Source organism: Streptomyces sp. NBC_01233 (genome assembly GCF_035989305.1).
In the GTDB taxonomy this organism is placed as follows: Bacteria; Actinomycetota; Actinomycetes; order Streptomycetales; family Streptomycetaceae; genus Streptomyces.
The window spans coordinates 4,128,121-4,151,957 of the sequence record NZ_CP108514.1 but is presented as its reverse complement, the minus strand read 5'-3'; the positions used below and the strand labels follow the sequence as shown (position 1 = coordinate 4,151,957).

25 protein-coding genes and 1 pseudogene are annotated in these 23,837 nt (G+C 73.6%); 12 read left to right on the top strand and 14 right to left on the bottom strand.

Features of this window, described 5'->3' with window-relative positions; all coding sequences use genetic code 11:
• Nucleotides 1–379: 379 nt before the first annotated feature.
• Both OG332_RS19445 and OG332_RS19440 read right to left on the bottom strand, forming a co-directional pair.
• Nucleotides 380–2,023, bottom strand: coding sequence for a DNA repair helicase XPB (locus OG332_RS19445; RefSeq protein ID WP_327414683.1), 1,644 nt, complete (start codon nucleotides 2,021–2,023; stop codon nucleotides 380–382).
• Nucleotides 2,024–2,163: 140 nt separating this feature from the next.
• On the bottom strand, nucleotides 2,164–2,784 hold the full coding sequence (locus OG332_RS19440) for a TetR/AcrR family transcriptional regulator (RefSeq protein WP_327414682.1): 621 nt from the start codon (nucleotides 2,782–2,784) through the stop codon (nucleotides 2,164–2,166).
• A 146-nt stretch (nucleotides 2,785–2,930) separates the two neighbouring features.
• Between OG332_RS19440 and OG332_RS19435 the strand changes: the two genes are divergently transcribed.
• The 3 genes from OG332_RS19435 to OG332_RS19425 all read left to right on the top strand — a co-directional run bounded on the left by OG332_RS19435 (nucleotide 2,931) and on the right by OG332_RS19425 (nucleotide 4,645).
• On the top strand, nucleotides 2,931–3,503 hold the full coding sequence (locus OG332_RS19435; protein WP_327414681.1) for a peroxiredoxin-like family protein: 573 nt from the start codon (nucleotides 2,931–2,933) through the stop codon (nucleotides 3,501–3,503).
• Nucleotides 3,500–3,964 (top strand): N-acetyltransferase, encoded by a 465-nt coding sequence (locus OG332_RS19430; protein ID WP_327414680.1) that lies wholly within the window; start codon nucleotides 3,500–3,502, stop codon nucleotides 3,962–3,964. The genes OG332_RS19435 and OG332_RS19430 overlap by 4 nt, the downstream gene beginning before the upstream one ends.
• 126 nt (nucleotides 3,965–4,090) lie before the next feature.
• A complete protein-coding gene (locus tag OG332_RS19425) occupies nucleotides 4,091–4,645 on the top strand; it encodes a DoxX family membrane protein (RefSeq protein WP_327414679.1) in 555 nt (184 codons plus the stop codon).
• Here the strand turns inward: OG332_RS19425 and OG332_RS19420 are convergent.
• Nucleotides 4,632–5,246 (bottom strand): DUF4291 domain-containing protein, encoded by a 615-nt coding sequence (locus OG332_RS19420; protein ID WP_327414678.1) that lies wholly within the window; start codon nucleotides 5,244–5,246, stop codon nucleotides 4,632–4,634. The genes OG332_RS19425 and OG332_RS19420 overlap by 14 nt on opposite strands.
• Before the next feature lie 326 nt (nucleotides 5,247–5,572).
• Nucleotides 5,573–8,056: a helicase C-terminal domain-containing protein gene (locus OG332_RS19415; RefSeq protein ID WP_327414677.1), complete on the bottom strand. Its 2,484-nt coding sequence runs from the start codon at nucleotides 8,054–8,056 to the stop codon at nucleotides 5,573–5,575.
• 86 nt (nucleotides 8,057–8,142) lie between these two features.
• Between OG332_RS19415 and OG332_RS19410 the strand changes: the two genes are divergently transcribed.
• The gene (locus tag OG332_RS19410; protein ID WP_327414676.1) at nucleotides 8,143–9,153 is read left to right on the top strand and encodes a hypothetical protein; all 1,011 of its coding nucleotides are present in this window, start codon (nucleotides 8,143–8,145) and stop codon (nucleotides 9,151–9,153) included.
• 122 nt (nucleotides 9,154–9,275) lie between these two features.
• Here the strand turns inward: OG332_RS19410 and OG332_RS47840 are convergent.
• Nucleotides 9,276–9,476: pseudogene (locus OG332_RS47840) on the bottom strand (sigma factor-like helix-turn-helix DNA-binding protein); the annotation flags it as partial.
• 48 nt (nucleotides 9,477–9,524) lie between these two features.
• On the opposite strand from OG332_RS47840, the gene OG332_RS19400 reads away from it, so the two are divergent.
• Nucleotides 9,525–10,151: an HAD family hydrolase gene (locus OG332_RS19400; RefSeq protein WP_327414675.1), complete on the top strand. Its 627-nt coding sequence runs from the start codon at nucleotides 9,525–9,527 to the stop codon at nucleotides 10,149–10,151.
• A 62-nt stretch (nucleotides 10,152–10,213) separates the two neighbouring features.
• Here OG332_RS19400 and OG332_RS19395 read toward each other — a convergent pair whose 3' ends face one another.
• A complete protein-coding gene (locus OG332_RS19395; RefSeq protein WP_030727717.1) occupies nucleotides 10,214–10,465 on the bottom strand; it encodes a hypothetical protein in 252 nt (83 codons plus the stop codon).
• A 178-nt stretch (nucleotides 10,466–10,643) separates the two neighbouring features.
• Here OG332_RS19395 and OG332_RS19390 point away from each other — a divergent pair, with 178 nt between their 5' ends.
• Nucleotides 10,644–11,027 carry a cold-shock protein gene (locus OG332_RS19390; RefSeq protein ID WP_030012939.1) on the top strand — a complete coding sequence of 128 codons (384 nt, stop codon included), beginning with the start codon at nucleotides 10,644–10,646 and terminating at the stop codon, nucleotides 11,025–11,027.
• 68 nt (nucleotides 11,028–11,095) lie between these two features.
• Here OG332_RS19390 and OG332_RS19385 read toward each other — a convergent pair whose 3' ends face one another.
• The 4 genes from OG332_RS19385 to OG332_RS19370 all read right to left on the bottom strand — a co-directional run bounded on the left by OG332_RS19385 (nucleotide 11,096) and on the right by OG332_RS19370 (nucleotide 14,783).
• Nucleotides 11,096–11,947: a 1,4-dihydroxy-6-naphthoate synthase gene (locus OG332_RS19385; RefSeq protein WP_327414674.1), complete on the bottom strand. Its 852-nt coding sequence runs from the start codon at nucleotides 11,945–11,947 to the stop codon at nucleotides 11,096–11,098.
• Nucleotides 11,934–12,659, bottom strand: coding sequence for a futalosine hydrolase (locus OG332_RS19380; RefSeq protein ID WP_327414673.1), 726 nt, complete (start codon nucleotides 12,657–12,659; stop codon nucleotides 11,934–11,936). The genes OG332_RS19385 and OG332_RS19380 overlap by 14 nt, the downstream gene beginning before the upstream one ends.
• Before the next feature lie 13 nt (nucleotides 12,660–12,672).
• Nucleotides 12,673–13,167, bottom strand: coding sequence for a DUF2771 domain-containing protein (locus OG332_RS19375; protein ID WP_327414672.1), 495 nt, complete (start codon nucleotides 13,165–13,167; stop codon nucleotides 12,673–12,675).
• A 245-nt stretch (nucleotides 13,168–13,412) separates the two neighbouring features.
• Nucleotides 13,413–14,783 carry an MFS transporter gene (locus tag OG332_RS19370; RefSeq protein ID WP_327414671.1) on the bottom strand — a complete coding sequence of 457 codons (1,371 nt, stop codon included), beginning with the start codon at nucleotides 14,781–14,783 and terminating at the stop codon, nucleotides 13,413–13,415.
• A 327-nt stretch (nucleotides 14,784–15,110) separates the two neighbouring features.
• On the opposite strand from OG332_RS19370, the gene OG332_RS19365 reads away from it, so the two are divergent.
• The 3 genes from OG332_RS19365 to OG332_RS19355 all read left to right on the top strand — a co-directional run bounded on the left by OG332_RS19365 (nucleotide 15,111) and on the right by OG332_RS19355 (nucleotide 17,923).
• A complete protein-coding gene (locus OG332_RS19365; RefSeq protein ID WP_327414670.1) occupies nucleotides 15,111–16,034 on the top strand; it encodes a DUF3027 domain-containing protein in 924 nt (307 codons plus the stop codon).
• A gap of 54 nt (nucleotides 16,035–16,088) precedes the next feature.
• Nucleotides 16,089–16,319: a hypothetical protein gene (locus tag OG332_RS19360; protein ID WP_319728442.1), complete on the top strand. Its 231-nt coding sequence runs from the start codon at nucleotides 16,089–16,091 to the stop codon at nucleotides 16,317–16,319.
• A gap of 137 nt (nucleotides 16,320–16,456) precedes the next feature.
• Complete coding sequence (locus OG332_RS19355) at nucleotides 16,457–17,923, top strand: flotillin family protein (RefSeq protein ID WP_327414669.1); 1,467 nt, start codon at nucleotides 16,457–16,459, stop codon at nucleotides 17,921–17,923.
• 132 nt (nucleotides 17,924–18,055) lie between these two features.
• Here the strand turns inward: OG332_RS19355 and OG332_RS19350 are convergent, their stop codons facing one another.
• Nucleotides 18,056–19,051, bottom strand: a complete 996-nt coding sequence (locus tag OG332_RS19350; RefSeq protein WP_327414668.1) for a WD40 repeat domain-containing protein — start codon at nucleotides 19,049–19,051, stop codon at nucleotides 18,056–18,058.
• Between the two features lie 76 nt (nucleotides 19,052–19,127).
• Here OG332_RS19350 and OG332_RS19345 point away from each other — a divergent pair, with 76 nt between their 5' ends.
• Both OG332_RS19345 and OG332_RS19340 read left to right on the top strand, forming a co-directional pair.
• Nucleotides 19,128–19,802 (top strand): GDSL-type esterase/lipase family protein, encoded by a 675-nt coding sequence (locus OG332_RS19345; protein WP_327414667.1) that lies wholly within the window; start codon nucleotides 19,128–19,130, stop codon nucleotides 19,800–19,802.
• Between the two features lie 72 nt (nucleotides 19,803–19,874).
• Nucleotides 19,875–20,864 carry an aldo/keto reductase gene (locus tag OG332_RS19340; protein WP_327414666.1) on the top strand — a complete coding sequence of 330 codons (990 nt, stop codon included), beginning with the start codon at nucleotides 19,875–19,877 and terminating at the stop codon, nucleotides 20,862–20,864.
• Between the two features lie 137 nt (nucleotides 20,865–21,001).
• Here the strand turns inward: OG332_RS19340 and thpR are convergent, their stop codons facing one another.
• From thpR to OG332_RS19325, 3 genes are all read right to left on the bottom strand, one after another.
• Nucleotides 21,002–21,556, bottom strand: a complete 555-nt coding sequence (thpR, locus tag OG332_RS19335; protein WP_327414665.1) for an RNA 2',3'-cyclic phosphodiesterase — start codon at nucleotides 21,554–21,556, stop codon at nucleotides 21,002–21,004.
• A 162-nt stretch (nucleotides 21,557–21,718) separates the two neighbouring features.
• A complete protein-coding gene (locus tag OG332_RS19330) occupies nucleotides 21,719–23,059 on the bottom strand; it encodes an MFS transporter (RefSeq protein WP_327414664.1) in 1,341 nt (446 codons plus the stop codon).
• A 25-nt stretch (nucleotides 23,060–23,084) separates the two neighbouring features.
• Nucleotides 23,085–23,522: a MarR family winged helix-turn-helix transcriptional regulator gene (locus OG332_RS19325; protein ID WP_319728456.1), complete on the bottom strand. Its 438-nt coding sequence runs from the start codon at nucleotides 23,520–23,522 to the stop codon at nucleotides 23,085–23,087.
• Nucleotides 23,523–23,651: 129 nt separating this feature from the next.
• Between OG332_RS19325 and OG332_RS19320 the strand changes: the two genes are divergently transcribed.
• The gene (locus tag OG332_RS19320; RefSeq protein ID WP_030010567.1) at nucleotides 23,652–23,834 is read left to right on the top strand and encodes a hypothetical protein; all 183 of its coding nucleotides are present in this window, start codon (nucleotides 23,652–23,654) and stop codon (nucleotides 23,832–23,834) included.
• The last annotated feature ends 3 nt before the right edge of the window (nucleotides 23,835–23,837 follow it).

Sequence of the window (23,837 nt, the reverse complement as noted above, 5' to 3'; positions counted from 1 at the left end):
CCGACGACCTCGGCTGCCCGCCTTGCTCGCCTGCCCGGTCCTGTGGGACCTCGGCCGGCCGGGCGCCGCGCTCGGCAAGGGTTTCGCGCTGGGCATCGCCGCCGGGATCACCCGCATCCCGGCGGCCTTCGTCCCGTACCTGCTGGCGACCCGCCGCGTCCGGGCCGGACCGACCGCGCCGGCCGCCCTCGACGGTACCGAAGCTGCTCGGGCTGCTGGTCCTCCCGTAGGACTCGGCCGCCTGCTGGACCCGGCAGCTACCCGCCGCCGACCGCGCCCCGCTACCGGACCGGCCGGCCCTGTGGGTCCGGTGCGTCCCCCTGCCGGCCCTGCTGACGGCCACAGCCCGCGCCCCGCAGGGCGGGCGGCGGGTCCGTGCTCAGTCGCTCGCCAGCAGCTCGTCGGCGTCCATGATCCGGTAGGCGTACCCCTGTTCGGCCAGGAAACGCTGGCGGTGCGCCGCGAAGTCCTGGTCGATCGTGTCGCGCGCGACGACCGAGTAGAAGCGCGCCTCGTGGCCGTCCGCCTTCGGCCGCAGGACGCGGCCCAGGCGCTGCGCCTCCTCCTGGCGGGAGCCGAAGGTGCCCGACACCTGGATGGCGACCGTGGCCTCCGGCAGGTCGATGGAGAAGTTCGCGACCTTCGACACGACCAGCACGCTGATCTCGCCCTCGCGGAACGCGTTGAAGAGCTTCTCGCGCTGCGCGTTGGAGGTCTCGCCCTTGATGACGGGGGCGTCCAGGTGCTCGCCGAGCTCGTCGAGCTGGTCGATGTACTGGCCGATGACGAGGGTCTGTTCGCCCCGGTGCTTGCGCACCAGCGCCTCCGTGACCTTCCGCTTCGTCGCCGTCGTCGCGCAGAAGCGGTACTTCTCCTCCGTCTCGGCGGTCGCGTACGCGAGCCGCTCCGACTCCGTGAGGTTCACGCGGACCTCGACGCAGTCCGCCGGCGCGATGTAGCCCTGTGCCTCGATCTCCTTCCAGGGCGCGTCGAACCGCTTCGGCCCGATGAGCGAGAAGACGTCCGACTCCCGCCCGTCCTCGCGCACGAGGGTGGCCGTCAGGCCGAGCCGGCGGCGGGCCTGCAGGTCGGCGGTGAACTTGAAGACCGGCGCGGGCAGCAGGTGCACCTCGTCGTAGACGATCAGGCCCCAGTCCCGGGAGTCGAAGAGCTCCAGGTGCGGGTAGACGCCCTTCCGCTTGGTCGTCAGGACCTGGTACGTGGCGATCGTGACGGGCCGGATCTCCTTGCGGGTGCCGGAGTACTCACCGATCTCCTCCTCCGTCAGCGAGGTCCGCTTGACCAGCTCGTGCTTCCACTGGCGGGCCGAGACGGTGTTCGTGACCAGGATCAGCGTGGTCGCCTTGGCCATCGCCATGGCCCCGGCGCCCACCAGCGTCTTGCCGGCGCCGCAGGGCAGCACGACCACACCGGAGCCGCCGTGCCAGAAGCCCTCGACGGCCTGCTGCTGGTACGGGCGCAACGCCCAGCCGTCCTCGGCCAGTTCGATCGGGTGCGCCTCGCCGTCCACGTAACCGGCGAGGTCCTCGGCCGGCCAGCCCAGCTTGAGCAGCGTCTGCTTGATCTGCCCGCGCTCGGAAGGGTGCACGGCCACGGTGTCGGCGTCGAGCCGCGCACCGACGAGCGGGGCGATCCGCTTGGACCGCAGGATCTCCTCCAGCACGGGCCGGTCGGTGCTGGTCAGGACCAGGCCGTGCACGGGGTGCTTGGAGAGGGTGAGGCGGCCGTAGCGCGCCATGGTCTCGGCCACGTCGACGAGCAGCGCGTGCGGGACGGGGTAGCGGGAGTACTCGACGAGCGCGTCGACGACCTGCTCGGCGTCGTGACCGGCGGCCCGGGCGTTCCACAGGCCGAGCGGGGTGATCCGGTAGGTGTGGATGTGCTCGGGGGCCCGCTCCAGCTCGGCGAACGGAGCGATGGCGCGGCGCGCGGCTCCGGCGAGCTCGTGGTCGACCTCGAGCAGGAGGGTCTTGTCGCTCTGGACGATGAGCGGTCCGTTCACGCGCGTCCCTTTCCGGCGGTGAGACGGCCGCCCGGGCGCGGGCGGCCAAACCGCCAGTCTGCCGCATCGCCGGGTGGGCCGGGTGGTTCTCGGGGCGCGGGACCGCTGCCGGTGCCGTTTCGGGAGCGCCGGGCGCGGGTCTAGGGCTGGTCCAGGCCGGCCAGGAGCAGGGCGAGGCCGCCGTGGAACTCGCGGTCCGGGGTGAGGGAGCGGGCGCCGCGGGCGGCTTCGGTCAGGTACGGGAACGCGTCCGCCGGGAGGTCGGCGATGGCGGCGGTGCCCGCTCCGGAGAGGGCACCGAGGTGTTCCTGCTGGATCGCGCCGATCACGTAGGCGAGGAGGGCGCGCAGGGCGATGATCCGCTCCTCGGCCCCCAGTCCGGCCTCGGTGAGCACCCCGAGGACGGTCTCGCCCCAGCGCAGTACGCAGGGGGAGCGGTGCCGGTGGGTGAAGGTGAGCGGCAGGACGGCGGGGTGCGCGCCGGCGGTGTCCCGCAGCCGGTCGACGAGGAGGGTGACCCGCGCCCGCCAGGGTCCGGCGGACGGGGGCGGCAGGGTGCTGTCGACGGCGCTGAGGACGAGTTCGACGACGAGGGCTTCGAGTTCCCCGCGGTCCTGGACGTACCGGTACAGGGCCATGGTGCTGATGCCGAGTTCGACGGCGACGGCCCGCATGGACAGCCCCGGGAGCCCCTCACGGTCGATCACGGCGAGGGCTGCGGCGGCCAGTTGGTCCTGGGTGAGAGAGCGGGGGCGCGGCATGGTGGTTGACAGCGTACGACATACGCCTACGCTGTTAGGTGTACGGCATACGCCTACGGAGGGGCCCGCGTGGCCCCGTCGCCGCCGCCCCGCTCCGCCGCGCCCCGCCTCGCCGCCTCGTCGCCCGTGACCTTGTGGAGGTCCTCGTGCAGCTCGACACCGGTTCCCTCGTCCGCACCCGCGTCCTCACCGCCGTCACGGACGGCTCGTCCGTCGCCGTCCCGGATCCCGAGCGGCTCGTCCACCTGCAGTTCCGCCGGTTCGCCGGCTGCCCCGTCTGCCATCTGCACCTGCGCTCGGTGGTGCGGCGGCACGCGGAGATCGAGGCGGCCGGCATCCGCGAGGTGGTGGTCTTCCACTCCGGCGCCGACGAGCTGCGCGCGCACGTGGCCGGGCTGCCGTTCGCGGTGATCGCCGACCCGGACAAGCGGCTGTACGCCGCATTCGGCGTCGAGTCGTCCTACCGCTCCCTGCTGAGCCCGCGCGCCTGGGGGCCGGTACTGCGGGCGGTCGCCCTCGGCGCGGTCGAACTGTTGCGGGGGCGGCAGAAGGCGCCGTCGCGGACCCAGGCCGGCGGGCGGCTCGGGCTGCCCGCGGACTTCCTGATCGCGCCCGACGGGACGGTCCTCGCCAGGTCGTACGGGGAGCACGTCGACGACCAGTGGCCGGTGGAAAAGCTGCTGACGCTGGCGGCGCGGGCGCGTACGGTCCGGGCATGAACCATGATCAGCAGACCTTCGTGCCCGCCGGCTTCGAGGTGCCGCAGACCCTCGTGGCGGACGGCTTCCGGCTGGAGCCGCTCGGCGAGCGGCACAACGAGCGCGACCTCGCCGCCTGGAGCGGCAGCATCGCGCACGTCCGGGCCACGCCGGGGTTCCAGGGGAGGAACTGGCCGCCGCTGGAGGGCATGTCCCCGGAGGCCAACCGCGCCGACCTGGTGCGCCATGCGCGGGACTTCGAGGCCCGGACCGGGTTCACGTACAGCGTGCTGGACGGTGACGACGTCATCGGGTGCCTGTACATCCACCCGGCCAAGGAGGCGCCCGGCCGGATCCACGTCAGCTCGTGGGTGCGCGCCGACCGGGCGCCGCTCGACGTGACCCTGTACGAGGCCGTGCAGGGGTGGCTCTGCGAGGTGTGGCCGTTCGACCCGGGGCTGATCGACTACGCGGCCAGGTGAGCCGGGCCGGTGGCGGGCCTGCGGCCGAACGGGTCGTCGACGGGGACCGGCGACGTTGCGGCCGGGTCGTCGCGAACGGGCGTCATACGGTGGCCGTCGCTCACAGGCGACGTAGAACGGACGCTCATGACGCATGAACGACGGGACCAGGCGCTCTTCCGTGCCGCCTCGGCCCCTGCCAATGCCACCACCGCCACCGCCACCCACGACACCGGCCTGCTCGTGCTCCGGCTTGTCGTCGGCCTCAGCATGGTCGGCCACGGCACCATGAAGCTCTTCGGCTGGTTCGGCGGCCCGGGCCTCACCGCGACCGGCAAGGGCTTCACGATGGCCGGCTATCCCGCGGGGGACGCCATGGCCGTCATCGCCGGACTGTCCGAGACCCTGGGCGGCCTCGGTCTCGCCCTCGGCCTGCTCACCCCGCTCGCCGGCGCCGCCCTGACCGGCATCTTCATCAACGTCCTCGACCTCCGCGGCCTGAGCGCCTACTTCCCGCCCAAGGGCGTGGAACTCGAAGTGCTCCTCTTCGCCGGGGTCGTCGCCCTCACCCTCACCGGCCCGGGCCGCTTCGCCGCCGACCACTACCTCCCGGTTCTGCGCGAGTCGCGGCCGCGCTACTCCTGGCTCGCCCTGCTGGTGGGCGTCGTCGCGGGATTCGTCGTCCTCCTCATCCGGGACTGACCGCCGCTCCCGTCCGGAGGTGCTCCAGCGGGCCCGACGGGTAGGGCGTCTCCACCGGGAGCAGGGCGCGGGCCGCCTCGGCTTCGCCGGACCGGAGCAGGCCGTGGACCTGCCGGGCCAGCGGGGTCACATCGCGGATCGAGACCGTCCACTCGTCGGCGTACGCGCGCGAGGCCGGGCCGGACAGGCCCAGCTGGAGCGAGCGGTACGGCAGCGGGTTCAGGTGCAGGTCGCGCTCCGGGTCCCACTGGACCCGGGCGGGCGCCTCGCGCAGGGACTCCTTCCAAGCGGCCCGGTCCGCGTGCACGCCCGGCTCGTAGTGGGAGAGGCAGGCCTCGCCAAGGGTCCGGTCGAAGCCCTCACGGGTGATCTCGACGGCGAGCACGGTCTCCTGGTCGGCCTTGGTCGCCCAGCCGCAGCGGTACATCATCCACAGGAACGAGGGCTTGATCCACGTCATCCGCTCCCGCTTCCAGGCGGGCGGGAAGCGGCCGTCGCGAGCCGCCGGGTCCCCCAGGCGGGGGGCGTAGGCCTGGTAGACGGTGATGGTGGTGTCGGTGTGCGAGGCGCGGATCTGGTGGGTGGGTACGGGCGCTGACATGGCCTCAGCGTGCGGGATGGCCTTGCGGCCTGCCAGCGGTTTTCGCTGCGGGTGCGGCGCCTTCCCGGCGTCCGGGGGACCACCAGGGGCGCCGCCCCCGGGCCCCCGCGCCTCAAACGCCGGCGGGGCTGGAAGATCGGGGCTCCGCCCCGGACCCCGCGCCTCAAACGCCGGCGGGGCTGGAAGATCGGGGCTCCGCCCCGGACCCCGCGCCTCAAACGCCGGCGGGGCTGGATGGTGCGGCGGGGCTGGATGGTGCGGCGGGGGTGGAAGGTCGGGGCTCTGGCCCGGACCCCGCGCCTCGAACGCCGGCGGGGCTGGATCGGCTAGACCTGGTCCTCTGCCAGTTCTGCTACGCCCGTGATGCGGTGGAGGGCGTAGGTGCGGACCTCGTCCGCCGTGTGGTCGTAGCCCGTGACGAAGCCGCCCTCCACGCGGACCGGGGCGATGACGCGCTGGCTGGCCGCGCCGTCCGCGTTCACGTAGCCGATCCACACCGCCGAGCCGGTCAGGGCCGCCGCCTGTACGGTCGCCAGGGTTTCCGCCGCGCTCGTGCGCGGGAGTTCGCCCGGTGCGCCGGTGGACGGCGCGGGTTCCTTGCGGACCGCCGTCGCCGCGAGGTCGCCCGCGCGGATCGCCCGTACGGCCGCTCCCAGCAGCGTCGCGTCCGGTACCGGCGGGCCGTCCGGCACCGGTACGGGCGCCGAGCGCGCCGGTGCACGGTGGGCGTCGGCCCGCGCCACCAGGACGTCGCCGGTCAGGGACTCCGCGGCCGGCGCGTACCCCATCGCCCGCAACCCCTCCAGCAGGGTGGTGGGTTCGGCCTGCGCGGCCAGGACGGTGGGGGCGAGGCGGCGCAGCCCGAGACCCGCCGAGCGCTTGTCGGCGAGGATCTCGCCGAGCATCGCGTCGTCGTCGCAGCGGACGTATGCGGAGGCCGCGCCGACGCGCAGGTGGCCGTGGCGCCGGGCCACGTCGTCGATGAGGTAGGCGAGGGGCTGCGGGACCGGGGTGCGGCTGTGTTCCTTGAGGAAGGCGTGCAGGTCGGCGGCGGCGTGCCCGGCGTCCAGGGCCCGGCGCACCGAGCCGGGCGTGAAGCGGTAGACCGTCGCCCCGCCCTTGGACTCCACGTCCGCCAGCACCGCCAGGGTGTCCCCGAGCGGCCGGCGCAGCGGGCCGGGGGCCACCGCCGTCAGGTCGGCCTGGAGCAGGACGTGGTCCACCGGTTCGGGGAGGAGGGGTGCCAGCAGCGGCGCCGGGTCCTCGTGCGCGAGCAGGGCCCGGCCGGGCCCGGACAGGGCGCCCCGGCCGGTCACGCCGAGGACCTCCGCCTCGGTCAGTGCCCAGCGTGCGAGGCGGGTGCGCAGATCGCTCGTACCGCGTACGGGGCGTTCCCACGCGAGCCGGTCCAGCACGGCCTGCGCGTCGGGCGACCCGCCCTCCGGCAGGGCGGCGAGGAGTTCCAGGACGCGCCGGCGCACCTCGGGGGCGGCGGAGCGGTCGAGGTCGGGGCCGAGCGTGGACAGCGTGCGTCCCTTGGCGTCCTGCTCGCCGACCAGGCCGGACGTGCGGGTGGCGGGCAGCCAGGCCTCCACCAGCGCCGTCCACCGTTCGGCGGGAGGGAGCTCGCACCAGTCGTCGAAGGCGGGAGTGGGCGCGTACCGCTCGTCCGCCTCCCCGTCACTGGCCAGCAGCCCGGCCGCGTAGGCGAGTTCGATCCAGAACGCGGCCGACGGCTCGGTCGTGTCCAGGGTGGCCGCCGCCCGCTTCAGGTCCCGTACGGAGAGCCCGCCCACCCGCAGCACCAGCGGAGCGGCGTGCTCCCAGGACTTCACCAGTTCCTCGACGGTGGACAGCGCGGCCAGCGCCTGCCCGGCGGCGTTCGCGTCCACAAGCTGTGGACGGTGCTCGCGGTGTACGGGCACCGGCGGAGCCACCGGCGCGGTGTCCCGGTGCGCGAGCCCGCCGCGCAGGTGCAGTGCCACCTCGCGGGGCAGGACGACGGTCCGCGCCGTCGCGGGCAGCAGCAGGCCCCGGTCGCGCAGCCAGCGCACGGGCGCGGTCGGATTCGGGGTCACCTCCCCGTACGGAGGCCCCCACACGAGCCGCCCCAGCACCTGGTGCGCCTCCGCCGGAGCCTCGTCCAGCAGCGCGGACATCCGCTCCGGGTCGGTGAACAGTCCGGTCAGCGCCGAGACCGCGGACACCGGGTCATGCGTCGCGGGCAGCCCGGCCGCCGCCACGATCTCCTGGATCCGGGTCGGGGACATGCCGGACGTGGCTTCGGCGACGGTGGGCCCGAGGCCGGTCGGGGAAGGCCGCTGTGCGGAGGGCGCGAGCAGCTCGCGGGCGGTGCGCACCAGGCGCAGCCGGTCGTCGTCGCCCCACACCAGGGCCTGGTCGCGCAGGGTGCCCAGGGCTCGGGGGAGTGCGGCGCGGGCGCCGTTGTCCTCACCGGTGGTGCCCTCCTCGCCGGTCAGCAGCGACTCCAGCACCGGGTACGGGCACGGGTCCGGGGCCACGGCGAGCGCCTCGGCCGTCTGCAGCGTGAAGCGGTCCAGGCGCTCCAGCGCCCGCACCACCGAGGCCCGGGTGCCGGCGCGGGTGGCCAGCTGCGTCACGTCGCCGGGCACCGGACCGAGCAGGTCCGGGCGCGTGTGCAGCAGGGTGGCGAGCGCCGCGTCGTCGCGGGCGCGCAGCGCCTCGGCGAGGGAGCGCGGGGCTCCGCTTGCGCCGGATCCCCCGGCAGTGCTTGCCTCGGGCACAGTCGCCTCCTGGTCGCGTCGGCCGGTCAGTCGGCCGGTCCCCATCCGGCCAACGGTATCCGCTGTGCCCGCGGCGGCTCCACGGGCGCACGCGCTACCTTTCGGGTGGGCGGTACGGGAGGAGCCGGGGCATGGGGATCGAAAGCGACCAGCTGGTCTACGAATATCTGAGCCGCGTCGGGGACTTGGCCCAGCGGCGGCAGCTTTCCTCCGGCGACCGGATGCGGCTGGTGGCGGGGCTGCGGGACGAGATCGACCGTCGGCGCGCCAAGTACGAACCGGAGACCCCGGCGGCCGTACGCCGCATCCTGGAGCGGATCGGCACGCCGGAGGAGGTCCTGGACACCCTCGGCTCCCGGCAGGGCTCCGCCGCCCCCGCCCCGGGGCCCGCCGCGCCCTCCGCCCCGGGCGCGTCGGTACCCGCGCAGCGCGCCCCCGGCCGCCTCCGCCGCCCGGGCACGTCCGCGCCGCGGCCGGCGGCGGAGCCCGAGAACGTGCCGCCGCACCTGGCCGGGCTCGACGAGCTGGGCCAGTCCGGCGGGGCCGAGCCCGACTGGTGGCGGATGTCCCCCGCCGCGTACGGCTCGGGCCCGCAGGCCGAGGGCTTCGCGGGCGGCATCGAGATCCCGGACCTCTTCAAGGAGGAGGCGGAGGAACAGGCCGACGGGACCGGGAAGGAGGAGCAGGCCATGCCCGGGCCCGCGCCGTCGGGAGCGCGGAGCCTCGTACGGTTCCTGCGCGAGCGGCGGCGGGCCGGGAGGGAGGCCGCCGCCGCGCAGCCGGAGGAGACGGCCGCGGCCCCGGCCCGGCCGCGCCCGAACGCCCTCCTGCTGCTGGCCGCGGCCATCCTCGTCGTCGGCGTGGTCACCGGGTACTGGCTGCTGCTGGTCGTCGGCTGGCTCCTGCCGTACGCCTCGCGCGTGCTGCGGCCGGCCGAGCGGAAGTGGGCCGTCTTCGGCCCGCCCGGCGTGGTCCTCGCGGGGGCGGCGGTGTGGCTGTGGGGCCGGATGAACGGCAGGTGGGGCGAGACGCTGGCCGACGAGCAGCTGAGCGGGGCCCTGCACGGGATGCGGCCGTGGCTGTTGCGCGGCGCCGCGCTCGCCTCCGTGGTCTACCTGGTGTGGCGGGCCCGCCGACGCTGAGGGGCGGGGCCGGGCCTTGCCCGGGCTCCCGGGGCTCCGCCCCGGACCCCGCGCCTCAAACGCCGGCGGGGCTGGAAGATCGGGGCTCCGCCCCGGGCCCCCGTGCCTCAAGCGCCGGCGGGGCTGGATGGTGCGGCGGGGCGGAGCTGGGCGACGGTCTCGACGCTGAGGTCCTCCCGGTAGCGCAGGACGACCATGGCCCGGGCCCGCGGCGGCAGTTCGGCCAGTGCGGCGAGCAGGGTGACGCGCAGCTCGGCGTGTTCGGGCAACGGTGGCCGGTCGGCGTGCCGGTGCGCGAGGAGGTCCACCCTGAGCGTCCGTTTCCCCGTTGTAGGTCCGGTGTCGGCCTCCTGTCACTCCGCCTCGGCACAATGGTTCGTATGAACCTCACCGTCGGCTTCGACCTCGACATGACCCTCATCGACTCCCGTCCGGGCATCAGGGCCGCCTACCACGCCCTGTCGGCCGAGACGGGCACGTTCATCGACGCCGACGAGGCGGTCACGCGTCTGGGCCCGCCGCTGGACGAGGAGCTCGCGTACTGGTTCCCGGAGGCCGAGATCCCGGCCGTGGCGGACCGCTACCGCGAGATCTACCCCGCGTACGCCATCGAGCCGACCCCGGCGATGCCGGGCGCCCGCGAGGCGATCGAGGCCGTCCAGGCGCTCGGCGGCCGCGCGATCGTCGTCACGGCCAAGCACGAGCCCAACGCCCGGCTGCACCTGGCGCACCTCGGCATCGAGCCGGACGCGGTCATCGGCTGGCTCTGGGCGGAGGCCAAGGCCGGCGCGCTGCGCGAGTACGGCGCGCAGGTCTACGTCGGCGACCACGTGGGCGACGTACGCGGGGCCCGTACGGCCGGTGCGCTGTCCGTGGCGGTGCCGACCGGCCCGTGCCCGGAGCCCGAACTGCGCGCGGCGGGCGCGGACGTGGTGCTGCCGGACCTGACCGCGCTGCCCGAGTGGCTCGCGCAGTACATCGCCGCACAGCCCGTCTGAACGGAACCGGGCTCAGGCTCGCGAGGCCAAGCCCCCGGTTCGGCCGCCGCGCAGCCCCCGGCTCAGGCCTGTGAGGCCCGGGCCGCCCTGCGCTGCGCCGCGGCCGAGCGGAGCACGCCCGCCGCGGAGATGGCGAAGCCGACGCCCATGAGCATGCACACCGCCCACGCGTACGGCGGGAACGGATCGACGTCGAGGAACAGCGGAGCCATCGTCGCGAGCGTGGCCACGGCCCCCGCGATGAACACGATGCCGCCGGCCTTGACCAGTCCGTCGCCGGGCCGCGCTTCGTCTGAATGAGGAGTAACAGTCACCTCACCAGGGTAGTTCCCTGGCCGAAGCAGCCGACCGCGAAGGACCGGGGAACGTCTTGTCACCCGGCCCCCGACCATTAGCCTTGAGGTGGCGGGTCACACATGGCCCGCTGCGCTGTTGTCCGGAGCCGTTCGCGGCCCTTCGGACCCCCGACGAGCACAAGGACAGAGGACGGACGTGCCTACCGGCAAGGTCAAGTGGTTCAACAGTGAGAAGGGCTTCGGCTTTCTCTCCCGCGACGACGGCGGAGACGTCTTCGTCCACTCGTCGGTGCTCCCTGCCGGGGTCGATGCCCTCAAGCCCGGTCAGCGGGTCGAGTTCGGCGTCGTCGCCGGACAACGCGGTGACCAGGCACTTTCGGTGACGGTACTGGACCCGGCGCCGTCCGTGGCGGCAGCCCAGCGACGCAAGCCCGACGAGCTCGCCTCGATCGTGCAGGACCTCACCACCCTGCTGGAGAACATCACCCCGATGCTCGAGCGCGGCCGCTACCCCGACAAGGTGCACGGCACGAAGATCGCCGGACTGCTCCGCGCGGTGGCCGACCAGCTGGACGTCTGACCGTCGTACGCACACCTGCGCCCCGCCACTCGAAAGGGCGGGCGCGGTCGTGCGAGGGGTGGCAGGGACTACGGGAAGGCCAGCGCGCCGGGCGCGATGGCCGGTACCAGCCCCTCCGCCGCCGCCCGGGTCAGCAGCCCGCGCACCGCCGCGTAGCCGGAGTCGCCGAGGTCGGCGGTGAACTCGTTGACGTAGAGCCCGATGTGCTGGTCGGCGACGGCCGGGTCCAGCTCCTGCGCGTGGGCGCGCACGTACGGGCGGGAGGCCTCCGGGTCGTCCCAGGCCATCCGGACCGATGTACGGGCCGACTCGGCCAGCGCGTGCAGCCGCTCCGCACCCAGCGTGCGCTTCGCGATGATCGCGCCGAGCGGGATTGGCAGGCCGGTCGTGGACTCCCAGTGCCCGCCCATGTCGGCCAGGCAGTGCAGCCCGTAGTCCTGATAGGTGAACCGGGCCTCGTGGATGACCAGTCCGGCGTCCACCCGGCCGTCGCGCACCGCCGGCATGATCTCGTGGAACGGCAGCACGACCACCTTGCCGACGCCCTCGGGCAGGACGTCCGCCGCCCACAGCCGGAACAGCAGGTAGGCGGTGGAGCGCTCGCTCGGCACCGCGACCGTCTTCCCCGCCAGGTCCAGGCCCGGCTCACGGGTCAGCACCAGAGGCCCGCAGCCGCGCCCGAGCGCACCGCCGCACGGCAGCAGCGCGTACTCCTCCAGCACCCACGGCAGCACGGCGTACGACACCTTCAGCACGTCCAGCTCGCCGCGCTCGGCCATGCCGTTGGTGAGGTCGATGTCCGCGAAGGTGACGTCGAGGGCGGGCGCGCCCGGGACCCGGCCGTGCGCCCAGGCGTCGAAGACGAAGGTGTCGTTCGGGCAGGGCGAGTAGGCGATCTTCAGCGGTTCACCGGTGCTCATGGCGTTCTCCCCAGTTCGCGAGTACGGGGCCCAGCACGCGGAAGCCGGCGGTGAGCGCGGCCAGCGCGTCCCCGATCCGCCAGGCGGCACGGTCGCGCGGGCCCACGGCGTTGGACACGGCGCGGATCTCCAGCACGGGCAGCCCGTGCGCGGCCGCCGCCTCCGCGACCCCGAACCCCTCCATGGCCTCGGCCCCGGCCATCGGGTGCCGGGCGGTGAGCTCGGCGGCCCGGGCGGCGGTCCCGGTGACGGTGGAGACGGTCAGCACGGGCGCGAGCAGCGCCCCGGTCGCCTCGGCGGCGCGCGCGGCGAGTTCGGCGGGCGGCAGGTGCACGCTGCGGCCGAAGCCCAGCGCGCTCACGTCGAGGAAGCCCTCGGGGGTCTCGGCGCCCAGGTCGGCGGCGACGATCGCGTCCGCGACCACCAGGGAGCCGAGCGGGGCGGCGGGATCGAACCCGCCGCCGATGCCGGCGCAGACGACGAGCTCGTAGTCGGCGAGGGCCAGGGCGGTGGCGGTGCCGGCGGCGGCGGCCGCCGGCCCGACGCCCCCGACGAGCACGTCGAAGGCGATGCCCGGAAGGTCCCGGCGGGTGATGAGGTACCTGCCGGGGAGGGTGCGCGGCTCAGGACCGGGAGCGTCCGGATGAGGGGTCAGACCGGTGGAGACGGAGTCGGCCTCCGCCACCACCGCGGTCACGACGAGCGCGCGCACCGGTGCCGTCCGGTTACTTGAGCTTGAGGTTGAAGGACCAGACGGCGAGCGGCTTGCCGTCCTCGCCGATCTGCAGGAAGGCCAGCTTCTTCGCCGCCGGGGCCTCGCCCTGGCCGCCGGTCGCGAAGACGTCGGCGCCCGGGAAGCTGCGGTACGTGTTCGAGGAGGGCTCGGTGATCGGCTGGCCGTCGAGCACTGCCGACCACGTCTTGCCGTCCTCGACGACCTCAGGCTCGACCCCGAGGCGCAGGGTGTCGCCACGGGCGTACTCGATGGTCTTGGGGTCCTTGAGGTTGGTCAGGCACTCCTGGACCTCCTCCACGGAGAGCGCCTCCTTGCCGCCGTGGCAGGAGGCTTCGGCGGACACCGACGAGCTGCCGACCGTCACGGTCGCCAGAGGGGTCGGCTTTTCTCCGCCGCAGGCGGAGAGGAGGAGGAGTCCGGCGGACACGGCTCCGAGGGCCGCGACGCTGCGGCGGGCCCTACCCGAGAAAAGCGGTGCGGTCATGAGCCGAAGGCTATCGGGCCCCTGGGCTGCGCCGCTGCATGGGGTACCAGTGGCCTGCGGCGTGGCTCCCGCCGGGGTGACCGTGCCCCGGCCGGGTGCGGCGCCGTTGCGGGGGCTCTGCCCCATCGCCCCCGCGCCTCAAACGCCGGCGGGGCTGGAATATCAGCCCGCCCGGCGTTTGAGGGCGCGGGCGCGAAGCGCACGTACGGGGCGGAGCCCCGGCAACGGTGCCGGGGGCGGGCGGGTTACGCCACGCGGGGGCGGGAGGCGCCTTGGTGATGGCGGGGGGCGGAGGTGACGCCGCGGAGGGCCATCGTCGTGCCGAAGGCGACGATGGCCGCGGCGACGGACATGCCCAGTACGCCGTTCAGCGGCAGGACGATGCCGATCGCACCGCCCAGCACCCACGCCACCTGCAGCAGCGTCTCCGATCGGGCGAACGCCGACGTGCGCACCGCCTCCGGCACGTCCCGCTGGATCATCGCGTCCAGCGAGAGCTTTGCCAGCGCCTGGCAGAAGCCCGCCGTCGCGCCCAGTACGGCCATGAAGAGCCCGCTGAAGAAGACGGCCGCCAGCACCGCGACCGCGAGCGTCAGGCACAGCACCGCCGCGATGATGACCTCCGGTGCGCGGGCCCGCAGCCACGCGCCCACCGCCGTACCGCAGGCGTTGCCCACGCCCGCCGCGACGGCCACGATGCCCAGCGACACCGCCGCGCTCTGCCCCTCCAGGGGATGCTCGCGCAGCAGGAACGCCAGGAAGAAGATCAGGAACCCGGACAGCGCGCGCATCGAGGCGTTCGCCAGCAGCCCGCACAGCACCGAGCGGCTGATCGTCCGCAGGCCCGGCCGCTTCGAGTGGGCCTCGTGCGTGGACAGCCGCGCACGGCGCTCGCCCTTCGCCTCGTCCACCCGGTGCGGCAGCGTGAACGCCGCGAAGGCCCCCCACACGAAGATGACGCAGGCCCCGTACAGCGGCCACTGCGGCCCGATCGCGTTCAGTCCCGCGCCCACCGGCGCCGCCACGCCCGTGGCCAGCAGGCCGGCCAGGGTGACCCGCGAGTTCGCCTTGACGAGTGAGAATTTCGGCGGCAGCAGCCTCGGTACCACCGCGCTGCGCACCACCCCGTACGACTTGGACGCGACCAGCACGCCCAGTGCCGCCGGATACAGCTGGATCCCCCCGGTTTCCACGGCGCCCGACATGATCAGCGCCAGCAGCGCCCGGGCCAGCATCGCGGCCGCCATCGACGCCCGGCGGCCGTGCGGCAGCCGGTCCAGCAGCGGCCCGATCACGGGGGCCAGCAGGGTGAAGGGGGCCATCGTGATCGCCAGGTACAGGGCCACGCGGCCGCGCGCCTCGTCCGTGGGCACGGAGAAGAACACCGTGGAGGCCAGCGCCACCGTGATCATCATGTCGCCGGCGCCGTTGATGGCGTGCAGCTCGATCAGCCTGCCGAGGCCCGATTCCCCGGCCCCGTGCGCGTGCGTGGCCCGCCGGATCCCGCGCGCCGTACCCGTGAACGGAAGGTGCAGGGCACGCCCGACAGCCCGGCCGGCCCGCTTGGCCGGTCCCGAGCCGTCGTCGGACGACCGTGCGGGTGCCACACTCGACATAGTGCCCCACCGGGCCCTCGTGGGCGCCTCCCGGCGCGTCGCGGAGCCGGTGGCTTGTCCGCGAATCGGACCTTGCATGTGTGCCCGAGGCTTAAGAGGAGGTAGCGTGCGTAGCGCGCCACCGGCGGTTGCTCCTGGCCGCGCGCCTCTTCGTGATCCCGCAGAATGGGTTGCAGTGAGGTGCGCCCGGAGTCCGATCGGGTGCGGACGTCGACGCGGCCCTCTGGTCCGCTCCGCCCGCGCCACGTACGGACAGCACCGACGGGTCGTTGTGGACGACAGTACGGACGGCGCACACGTGAGACGGCGTAGGAGAGAACGAGACCAGTGAGTGCTGCGACGACGCGAAGCCGTACCCCGCGTACCCCCGACCGCCTGTGCGTCGAGGCGGTAGAGCTCGCCCGCGCGGCGGCCGAGGAGGCCGCCTTCCCCGGAGTGGTGGGCGCGCACGTCTCCGCCGTGGCGGAGGGCGACCGTGTCGTCACCCACTTCTTCGAGTCCAAGGAACCGGGCTACCGGGGCTGGCGCTGGGCCGTCACCGTGACCCGCGCCTCCCGCGCGAAGAACGTCACGCTCGACGAAACGGTGCTGCTGCCCGGCGACGACGCCCTGCTCGCCCCCGAGTGGGTGCCGTGGAGCGAGCGGCTGCGCCCCGGCGACATGGGCCCGGGCGACCTGCTGCCCACCGACGCCGAGGACCTGCGCCTGGAGCCGGGCTGGTCGGGCGAGGACGCCCCGCCGCCGAACTCGGTGGTCTCCAGCGAAATGGCCGAACTGGTCGAGGCCGAGGACGCCGACGTCACCGACCGCGCGGTGGTCCCCGTACGCGGCTCCATCACGTCGGTCGCCGAGGAACTGGGCATGCGCCGGGCGCGCGTGCTGTCGCGGTACGGGCTGCACAGCGCGGCCGACCGCTGGGACGAGGGCTTCGGCGCGAAGACCCCGATGGCGCAAGCCGCGCCCGCGTCCTGTGTCTCCTGCGGCTTCCTGGTCGCGATCGGCGGCTCGCTCGGCCAGGCCTTCGGCGTCTGCGCGAACGAGTTCAGCCCGGCCGACGGCCGGCTGGTGTCGCTGTCCTACGGCTGCGGCGGCCATTCGGAGGCCGCGGTCATGCCGACGCCGCTGCGGCCCGCACCGCCGGTGCTCGACTCGATGGCCTCGGACGAGTTCACCCTGCGGCCGGTCGCCGCCACGGACACGGGCTCGGTCCCGGTCGAGGACCTCCCGGCCGCGGACCTCGGCCACTCGTAACGACGAGCCGCCGCCGCCGGGTCGCTGCGCGGCCCGGCGGCGTACCCTCGCCCCATGGGGGACACGGGCGCGGACACGGACATGGTGGGAATGACCGGCCGGGTGACCGGGACGGTCGGACCGGGCCTCGTGGGCGAGGTCATCGTACGGATCCGGGGCGGGGCGGAGCACTTCCTCGCCCACCCGGTCCACGGCACCGGCCGGCTGGCCGTCGGAACGGTCGTGACGGTGGTCGAGTACCAGCCGCCGCGCACGGTTTACGTGATGGCGGCCTACGACAACTGAGACGACCGCCATGCACGTGCGACCTGTGCGTATCAAGATGGCGACAAGAACGCGCCCCCGTCTTCACGCCGGATCGCGGCAGGCGCAGACTCGCCCTCATCGGTGCCGAACGGCACTGGCATAAGGGGGCGTTGCCGATGGCTATCGGCGTCGTGGCGGGAATCGTTCTCGCCGCAATCGTGGCCGTGATAGGCCTGTTCAAGCTCATGTGGCGGGTCGCCGAGCCCAACGAGGCACTCGTCATCTCCGGTTCCACGCACAAGACCGAGGGCCTCGGTCAGGGCATGGGGTTCCGGATCGTCACCGGGCGCGGAACGCTCGTCCTGCCGGGGGTGCAGGCGGTGCGGAAACTGTCCCTGGACCTCAACGAGACGCAGCTGTCCGTGGACTGCGTCACCCACCAGGGCATCCCGCTGCGGGTGAAGGGCGTGGTCATCTTCAAGGTCGGCGACGACCTGGTGTCGATCGCCAACGCGGCCCGCCGCTTCCTGGACCAGCAGAAGATGATGCCGGAGCGGGTGCACATCGTCTTCGCGGGCCATCTGAGGTCCATCGTGGGCGGGTTGACGGTCGAGGACATGATCCGCGACCGGGAGAAGCTGACCGGCCAGACCCGGATGGCCTGCGGCACCGAGATGGAGAAGCTCGGACTGATCGTCGACTCGCTGCAGATCCACGAGATCGAGGACCCGACCGGCTACATCAAGAACCTGGCGATGCCGCACGCGGCCGCCGTGCAGCGGGACGCGCGGATCGCGCAGGCCGAGGCGAACCGGCTGGCCACGGAGGCCGAACAGGCCGCCTTCGCCCGGATGGCCGAGGCGACGCGGGACAGCGAGATCCTGCAGGCCGGCTACCAGGCCGAACGCGACAAGGCGGCGGCGACCGCCCGCCAGGCGGGCCCGCTGTCCGAGGCGGCCGCACGGCAGGAGGTCGTCGTCCAGGAGACCCGCGTCGCGGAACTGGAGGCGCACCGGCGCGAGCAGCAGCTGCAGGCGGACGTACGCAAGCCCGCGGACGCGGCGGCGTACGAGACGCGGACCCGGGCGGAGGCCGATCGCGACGCGCGGATCTCCGCGGCGCAGGCGAAGGCGAAGGAGACCGAGCTCGCGGCGGCCGCGGAGGCCACACGGGTGACGACGGCGGCGACCGCGGACGCGACGGCCACGGAGGCGCGGGGTCTGGCGTCGGCGAAGGCGACGCGGGCCACGGGCGAGGCGGAGGCGGCGGCGACCCAGGCGCGGGGCCTCGCGGAGGCGGAGTCGGCGAAGGCGCGCGGTCTGGCCGAGGCCGAAGCGATCAAGGCGCGGGCCGCCGCGCTGGCGGAGAACCAGGAGGCGGTCGTCGCGCAGCAGCTGGCCGAGAACTGGCCGGCGATCGTGGAGGCGGGCGCGGGGGCCTTCGGGAACGTGGAGCACATGGTGCTGCTGAACGGGGCCGAGGGCATGTCGGAGATGTTCGCCAAGGCCCTGACGATGGGCGGCACGGGCCTGGGCGTGGCCCGCCAACTCCTGGCCACGATGGGCCAGGCCCCTGCGGGAGGCTCGGCCGGTGGCTCCGCCGGCCCCGCGGTCAACGGCCGCGTCCCCATCCGGGAGGAGTAACACCCTGCGGCGCCGTCCCGGGGGCGCTGCCCCCGCACCCCCGCGCCTCAAACGCCGGCGAGGCTGGATCTTTCAGCCCCGTCGGCGAGGCTGGACCTGGATTTTGCCCGGCGGGAGCCAAGGGGCGCGGGGTCAGTCGCGGGCACGGCGGCGGAGGAGGCGTTTTGCTGCGAAGACGACCGCCAGGCCGACCGCCAGGACCACGGCTCCCTTGCCGAAGCCCCCCGTCGGCTCCGGCGACGACGCGGCTTCCGACGGGGACCCCGGCTTCGGCGCGGCCGAGGCGCCCGGGGAGCCCTGGCTCACCGGGACGGCGATGACGCGGCTGCCCTCGCCCTCCGCGCCGAACATCAGCGTCGAGCCGTCCGGCGTGTACGTCACCGACTCCGCCTGCCCCTGCCACGGCGCGTCGACCCGCTCGCCCTCGCCCTCCGGCCTGCCGTCCTTCCACGGGTACGTGCGCGCCGTGAAGTAGCCCCGCAGGGTCAGCCGGTTCCCGTCGGGGGAGAACGCCCCGTCCGTCACCCACGGCATGTCGGCGACCCGCCGGAACACGTTCGAGCCGTCCGCCGACAGCTCCGCGGGCCCCTCGTACAGTCCGCCCTTGCTCTCGTCCTTGCTCCCGATGTAGACCCGCCCCGTCACCGGATGCACCATCAGCGTCTCCGCGTTGCGCGCCCCGTCGGCGTACCGCACCGTGAACTGCGTGGCCTTGACCGTGACGTCGCCCAGTTGCTTCGGCTCCGGGAAGCGGTAGATCCACACGTGGTCCCAGGTCCCGTTCCGGTTGTCGCCGATGTCGCCGACGTAGAGCTGTCCGTCCGGCCCCAGCGAGATCGCCTCGACGTCGCGCGGCTTGCCGATCCCGGTCAGCGTCACCCGGGCCACCGTCCTGCCCGTGGCCGAGTCCACCGCGTAGACGTACGGGCCGTCGTCGCTGTCGTTGTGCGTCCAGTACACGCCCGGGTGGATCCGGCTGGCCGCGAGCCCGCTGGACTCCTTGATCCGCGGATCGGAGATGGTGAACGAGGCGGCTGCGGGGGCTTCCGCCGCGAAGGCCGCGCCCGGCAGCACGACGAGGGCGGCAGTGGCGACGGCAGCGGCGGCGGACGGCAGGAGCATGCGCATGCGCCCAGCCTGCCAGTACGGGCCCCGTGTCCGGCGTCACAGAGGTTTCTGTCGCGCGATCCGCGATGATGACCGGATGCGTTTCATGTTCGTCGGCGACTCCATGACCATCGGACGCGCCGGCGATTTCACCTGGCGCTACCGGATGTGGCAGCACCTCAACTCGACCTTCGGCGGCCCCTACCGGATCGTCGGCCCGCGCAGCGAGCTGTACGAGGGCTCGGACGCGTACGCCGACCCGGCCTTCCCCGCGGACGCCCGCCGCCACCTGGCCGGCTGGGGCGAGGGCTGGCAGCACATGGCCCCCCTCATCGGCCCCGCCGCCGGCGCCGCCCGGGCCGACGTCCTGCTCGTCTCCCTCGGCCTGATCGACCTCGGCTTCTACACCGATGCCGAGCAGACCGCCGCCAACGTTCGCCGCTTCATAGCCGGGGCCCGCGCCGGCCGCCCCGGCGTCCGGATGGTGCTGCTGCCCGTCATCCCGAACAGCCGGGCAGAGGAGGACGCGCCGTTCGCGGCCGAGGTCGCCCGTTTCAACGAGCTCCTCGCGAAGGCGGTCGCCGATCTGACGACCGCCGCCTCACCGGTCCTGCTGGCCGCGCGCCCGGACGCGTACGACATCCACCGGGACACCTACGACGGCACCCACCCCAACGCCTCCGGCGAGCACCGGCTGGCGGGGGAGTTCGCGGCCGTGCTGCACCAGGCGTGGGGGATCGGCGGCCCGTACACGCCCGAGCGGGTGAGGTAGCAACCCGCTGTAACACCCCTTTCATGAAAGGGTCTTGCTTCGAGCGCACTCCAAGCAGTTGGCTAGTGCCCCATGAAGTACACACAGCTAGGACGTACCGGCCTCAAGGTCAGCCGACTTGTACTCGGCACCATGAACTTCGGCCCCCAGACCGGTGAGCCCGAAAGCCACTCGATCATGGACTCCGCCCTCGACGCAGGCCTGAATTTCGTGGACACCGCCAACGTCTACGGCTGGGGCGAGAACAAGGGCCGCACCGAGGAGATCCTCGGCACCTGGTTCGCCCAGGGCGGCCGGCGCCGCGAGAAGACGGTGCTCGCCACCAAGGTCTACGCCAGCATGGCGCCCGAGGGCGAGACCTGGCCCAACTACGACCGCCTGTCGGCGCTGAACATCCGTCGGGCCGTCGACGCCAGCCTCAAGCGGCTGCAGACCGACTACATCGACGTCTACCAGTTCCACCACGTGGACCGGCGGACGCCCTTCGAGGAGATCTGGCAGGCCGTCGAGGTCCTGATCCAGCAGGGCAAGATCCTCTACGCCGGCTCCTCGAACTTCCCCGGCTGGAAGATCGCCCAGGCCAACGAGGCCGCGGCGCGCATCGGACGGCTCGGACTGGTCAGCGAGCAGTGCCTCTACAACCTCGCCGAGCGGCGCGCGGAGATGGAGGTCATCCCGGCCGCGGAGGCGTACGGGCTCGGGGTCATCCCGTGGTCCCCGCTCCACGGCGGCCTGCTGGGCGGGGTCATCAAGAAGGAGGTGCAGGGCGGTCGCCGCGCCTCCGGCCGGTCGGCGGACGCGCTCGCCAACAGCTCCGTACGCGCGCAGGTGCAGGCGTACGAGGACCTGCTGGACAAGCACGGCCTGGAGCCGGGCGAGGCCGGGCTGGCGTGGCTGCTGACGCGTCCCGGGGTCACCGGGCCGATCGTCGGGCCGCGCACGCAGGAACAGCTCGACTCGGCGCTGCGGGCGGTGGAGCTGGAGCTCTCCGAGGAGGTCCTGGCGGGCCTGGACGAGATCTTCCCCGGCCCGGGAGCCTCCCCGGAGGCCTTCGCCTGGTAGCTACTGCCCGACGGCAGCCGCCACGGCCACGACGACGAACATCAGCACGAGCACACCGGCCATCACACGGTTTCTGGTCTTGGGATCCACCCGTCGAGCCTAACGCGGCCCGCGGGTGGTCCCGCACGCGGTACGGCTCAGCCGCGCAGCGGCCAGGCCCCGACCGTCTCGTAGCGGGGCTGCTCGCCGGGCACCCCGCTGACGGGCAGGTTGCTGCGGACGAGGCTGAGCGTGTCGACCTGCCAGGGCGTGCCCTCGAAGTCCGCGAGGGCGTCCACGTACGGGCGCAGGGGCGTGGCGGCGCTGTGGCTGCGGGCCAGGGTGAGGTGCGGGGTGTACCGGCGGTGCTGTTCCATCGGCACCCCGGCCCGCCGGGCTGCGGCGTCGGCCCGCTCCGCGAGCATCCGCAGGACGGGCAGCTCCCCGGCCGCGCCCACCCACAGCGCGCGGTCCCCGAAGTGCCCGCAGCCGTGCAGGCGCAGCGGGAAGGGGGCCGTGCGGTGGGCTGCGCGCTCCAGGCGGGCGTGCAGGTCGGGGAGGACGTCGTCGCGGACCTCGCCCATGAAGGCGAGCGTGAAGTGCCAGCCCGCCCGCGCGGTCCACGTCAGCCGGTCGTCGTGGACCGCGTCCACGGCCTGGGCCAGCTCGGCGACGGCCGCGTCCGGTGGCAGGACGGCTGCGAACAGTCTCATGCGCCGAGCGTAGCCGCGCGCCGCCGCTGCGGGGGCTCTGGCCCCGAACCCCCTACGGCGCTCCGCGCCCGCGCCTCAAACGCCGGCGGGGCTGAAATACAGCCTCGCCGGCGTTTGAGGCGCGGGGTCCGGGGCGGAGCCCCGGGAGGCCGGGCCGCAGGGTCAGGCGGCCGGGACCAGCTCGGGGGCGGGGGCCGCCGGGACGAAGGTCACGCCGCGGCGGCTGACCCGCAGCCGGAGGTTGCCCACCCGGGCCAGGACGACCGCGATGGCGACAGAGGCGGCCAGCGAGATCGCACCCCCCGCGGCCATGCCGATCCGCGCGCCGTACGTGTCCGTGATCCAGCCCAGCAGCGGAGCGCCCAGCGGCGTGCCGCCGGTGAAGACCATCATGAACAGGGCCATGACCCGCCCCCGCATCTCGGGGTCGGTCGCCATCTGCACGCTGGAGTTGGCCACGACGTTGACCGTCAGGCCGAAGACCCCGATCGGCACGAGCAGCGCCGCGAACAGCCAGAAGCCGGGCGCGAAGGCCGTGACGAGCAGCAGCACCGAGAACAGCACGGCCGCGACCGCCAGCAGCCGCAGGCGGGAGTGGCCGCGCCGGGCCGCGAGCAGGGCGCCCGCAAGGGAGCCGGCCGCGATCAGGGTGTTGAAGAGCCCGTAGGTGCCCGCGTCCCCGTGGAAGACGTCGCTGACGAACGCCGACAGCCAGATCGGGAAGTTGAATCCGAAGGTGCCGATGAAGCCCACGAGCACGATCGGCCAGATCAGCTCCGGGCGGCCGGCGACGTAGCGCAGGCCCTCGCGCAGCTGCCCCTTGGCGCGGGGCCGGGGCTCGACGGGGTGCAGCTCGTGCGTGCGCATCAGCAGCAGGCCGGCGATGGGCGCGGCGAAGGACAGTCCGTTCAGCAGGAAGGCCCAGCCGGAGCCGACGGCGGTGATCAGCACGCCGGCGATCGCCGGGCCGACCAGCCGCGCGGACTGGAAGTTGGCCGAGTTGAGGCTGACGGCGTTGGCGACCTGGTCCTTGCCGACCATCTCGGAGACGAACGTCTGCCGCGCCGGGTTGTCCACGACGGTGACGAGGCCGAGCAGGAAGGCGGCGAGGTACACGTGCCAGACCTGGACGTGTCCCGCCAGGGTGAGGACGGCGAGTGCGACACCGGTCAGGCCCATCGCGCTCTGGGTGGCGAGCAGCAGGGGCCGCTTGGGCAACCGGTCGGCGAGTACGCCTCCGTAGAGGCCGAACATCAGCATCGGCAGGAACTGCAGGGCGATGGTGATGCCGACGGCGGAGGCGGAGCCGGTCAGCGAGAGGACCAGCCAGTCCTGGGCGATGCGCTGCATCCAGGTGCCCGTGTTCGAGACGACCTGCCCGGTCGCGAAGAGCCGGTAGTTCCGGATCCTCAGCGAGCTGAACATCGAGTTCTTGCCCGCACGGGCCGTAGTAGGGGTGGATATGTGGCCGGGTGCGGAGTCTGCTCCGGTTCCCGTACTCAAAAGCGTTCGCCTCCTGGCGTCGTTCCTACAGGTGCGCGAGCTTCTCCAGGACGGGTGCGGCCTCGCGCAGCTTGGCCCATTCGTCCTCGGTCAGCTCGGCCGCGAGCCCGGCCAGGAAGGCGTTGCGCTTGCGGCGGCTCTCTTCGAGCATCGCTTCGGCCTCCTCCGTCTGGCGGACCACCTTCTGGCGGCGGTCGTCGGGGTGCGGTTCCAGCGTGACCAGTCCCTTGGCTTCCAGCAACGCGACGATGCGCGTCATCGACGGCGGCTGGACGTGCTCCCGCCGCGCCAGCTCGCCGGGTGTGGCCTGGCCGCAGCGGGCGAGGGTGCCGAGCACCGACATCTCGGTGGGGCTCAGCGACTCGTCGACGCGCTGGTGCTTCAGGCGCCGCCCCAGCCGCATGACGGCGGAGCGGAGGTCGTTCACGGCGGCAGCATCGTCGCCATGGGAAAGGTCAGGCATGTATTTAGAGTAACTCATTACTCTCCCTAAGGAACACCATTTTTGGCCGTCATGCACGGGTCACTCGTACGGGTGAGTCGGCGGCCGAAAGCGACACGCGCCCACGCCCTCTGCCCCGACTCTTTCGGCATGGGGACACATGTGCTGAGCATGCGCATAGACGGGGAGCTCCTCGACAGGCTCCGGATCCACGCCGCCAAACGCGGAATGAGCGTCCAGGACTATGTGGTCCGGACGCTCATCCGCGATGACTTCGACGAGCGCTTCAAGGCGGCCGTCGACGAGACAGAGAAGTTCTACGGGCTGACGTGAGCC

Excerpts from the sequence above, each read along its gene's own strand:
- OG332_RS19440 (WP_327414682.1), bottom strand. The coding sequence starts at position 2,784 with ATGCCGCGCCCCCGCTCTCTCACCCAGGACCAACTGGCCGCCGCAGCC.
- OG332_RS19430 (WP_327414680.1), top strand. The coding sequence starts at position 3,500 with ATGAACCATGATCAGCAGACCTTCGTGCCCGCCGGCTTCGAGGTGCCG.
- OG332_RS19425 (WP_327414679.1), top strand. The coding sequence starts at position 4,091 with ATGACGCATGAACGACGGGACCAGGCGCTCTTCCGTGCCGCCTCGGCC.
- OG332_RS19420 (WP_327414678.1), bottom strand. The coding sequence starts at position 5,246 with ATGTCAGCGCCCGTACCCACCCACCAGATCCGCGCCTCGCACACCGAC.
- OG332_RS19415 (WP_327414677.1), bottom strand. The coding sequence starts at position 8,056 with ATGGGGACCGGCCGACTGACCGGCCGACGCGACCAGGAGGCGACTGTG.
- OG332_RS19410 (WP_327414676.1), top strand. The coding sequence starts at position 8,143 with ATGGGGATCGAAAGCGACCAGCTGGTCTACGAATATCTGAGCCGCGTC.
- OG332_RS19400 (WP_327414675.1), top strand. The coding sequence starts at position 9,525 with ATGGTTCGTATGAACCTCACCGTCGGCTTCGACCTCGACATGACCCTC.
- OG332_RS19385 (WP_327414674.1), bottom strand. The coding sequence starts at position 11,947 with ATGAGCACCGGTGAACCGCTGAAGATCGCCTACTCGCCCTGCCCGAAC.
- OG332_RS19375 (WP_327414672.1), bottom strand. The coding sequence starts at position 13,167 with ATGACCGCACCGCTTTTCTCGGGTAGGGCCCGCCGCAGCGTCGCGGCC.
- OG332_RS19370 (WP_327414671.1), bottom strand. The coding sequence starts at position 14,783 with ATGTCGAGTGTGGCACCCGCACGGTCGTCCGACGACGGCTCGGGACCG.
- OG332_RS19360 (WP_319728442.1), top strand. The coding sequence starts at position 16,089 with ATGGGGGACACGGGCGCGGACACGGACATGGTGGGAATGACCGGCCGG.
- OG332_RS19355 (WP_327414669.1), top strand. The coding sequence starts at position 16,457 with ATGGCTATCGGCGTCGTGGCGGGAATCGTTCTCGCCGCAATCGTGGCC.
- OG332_RS19350 (WP_327414668.1), bottom strand. The coding sequence starts at position 19,051 with ATGCGCATGCTCCTGCCGTCCGCCGCCGCTGCCGTCGCCACTGCCGCC.
- OG332_RS19345 (WP_327414667.1), top strand. The coding sequence starts at position 19,128 with ATGCGTTTCATGTTCGTCGGCGACTCCATGACCATCGGACGCGCCGGC.
- OG332_RS19340 (WP_327414666.1), top strand. The coding sequence starts at position 19,875 with ATGAAGTACACACAGCTAGGACGTACCGGCCTCAAGGTCAGCCGACTT.
- thpR (WP_327414665.1), bottom strand. The coding sequence starts at position 21,556 with ATGAGACTGTTCGCAGCCGTCCTGCCACCGGACGCGGCCGTCGCCGAG.
- OG332_RS19325 (WP_319728456.1), bottom strand. The coding sequence starts at position 23,522 with ATGCCTGACCTTTCCCATGGCGACGATGCTGCCGCCGTGAACGACCTC.
- OG332_RS19320 (WP_030010567.1), top strand. The coding sequence starts at position 23,652 with ATGGGGACACATGTGCTGAGCATGCGCATAGACGGGGAGCTCCTCGAC.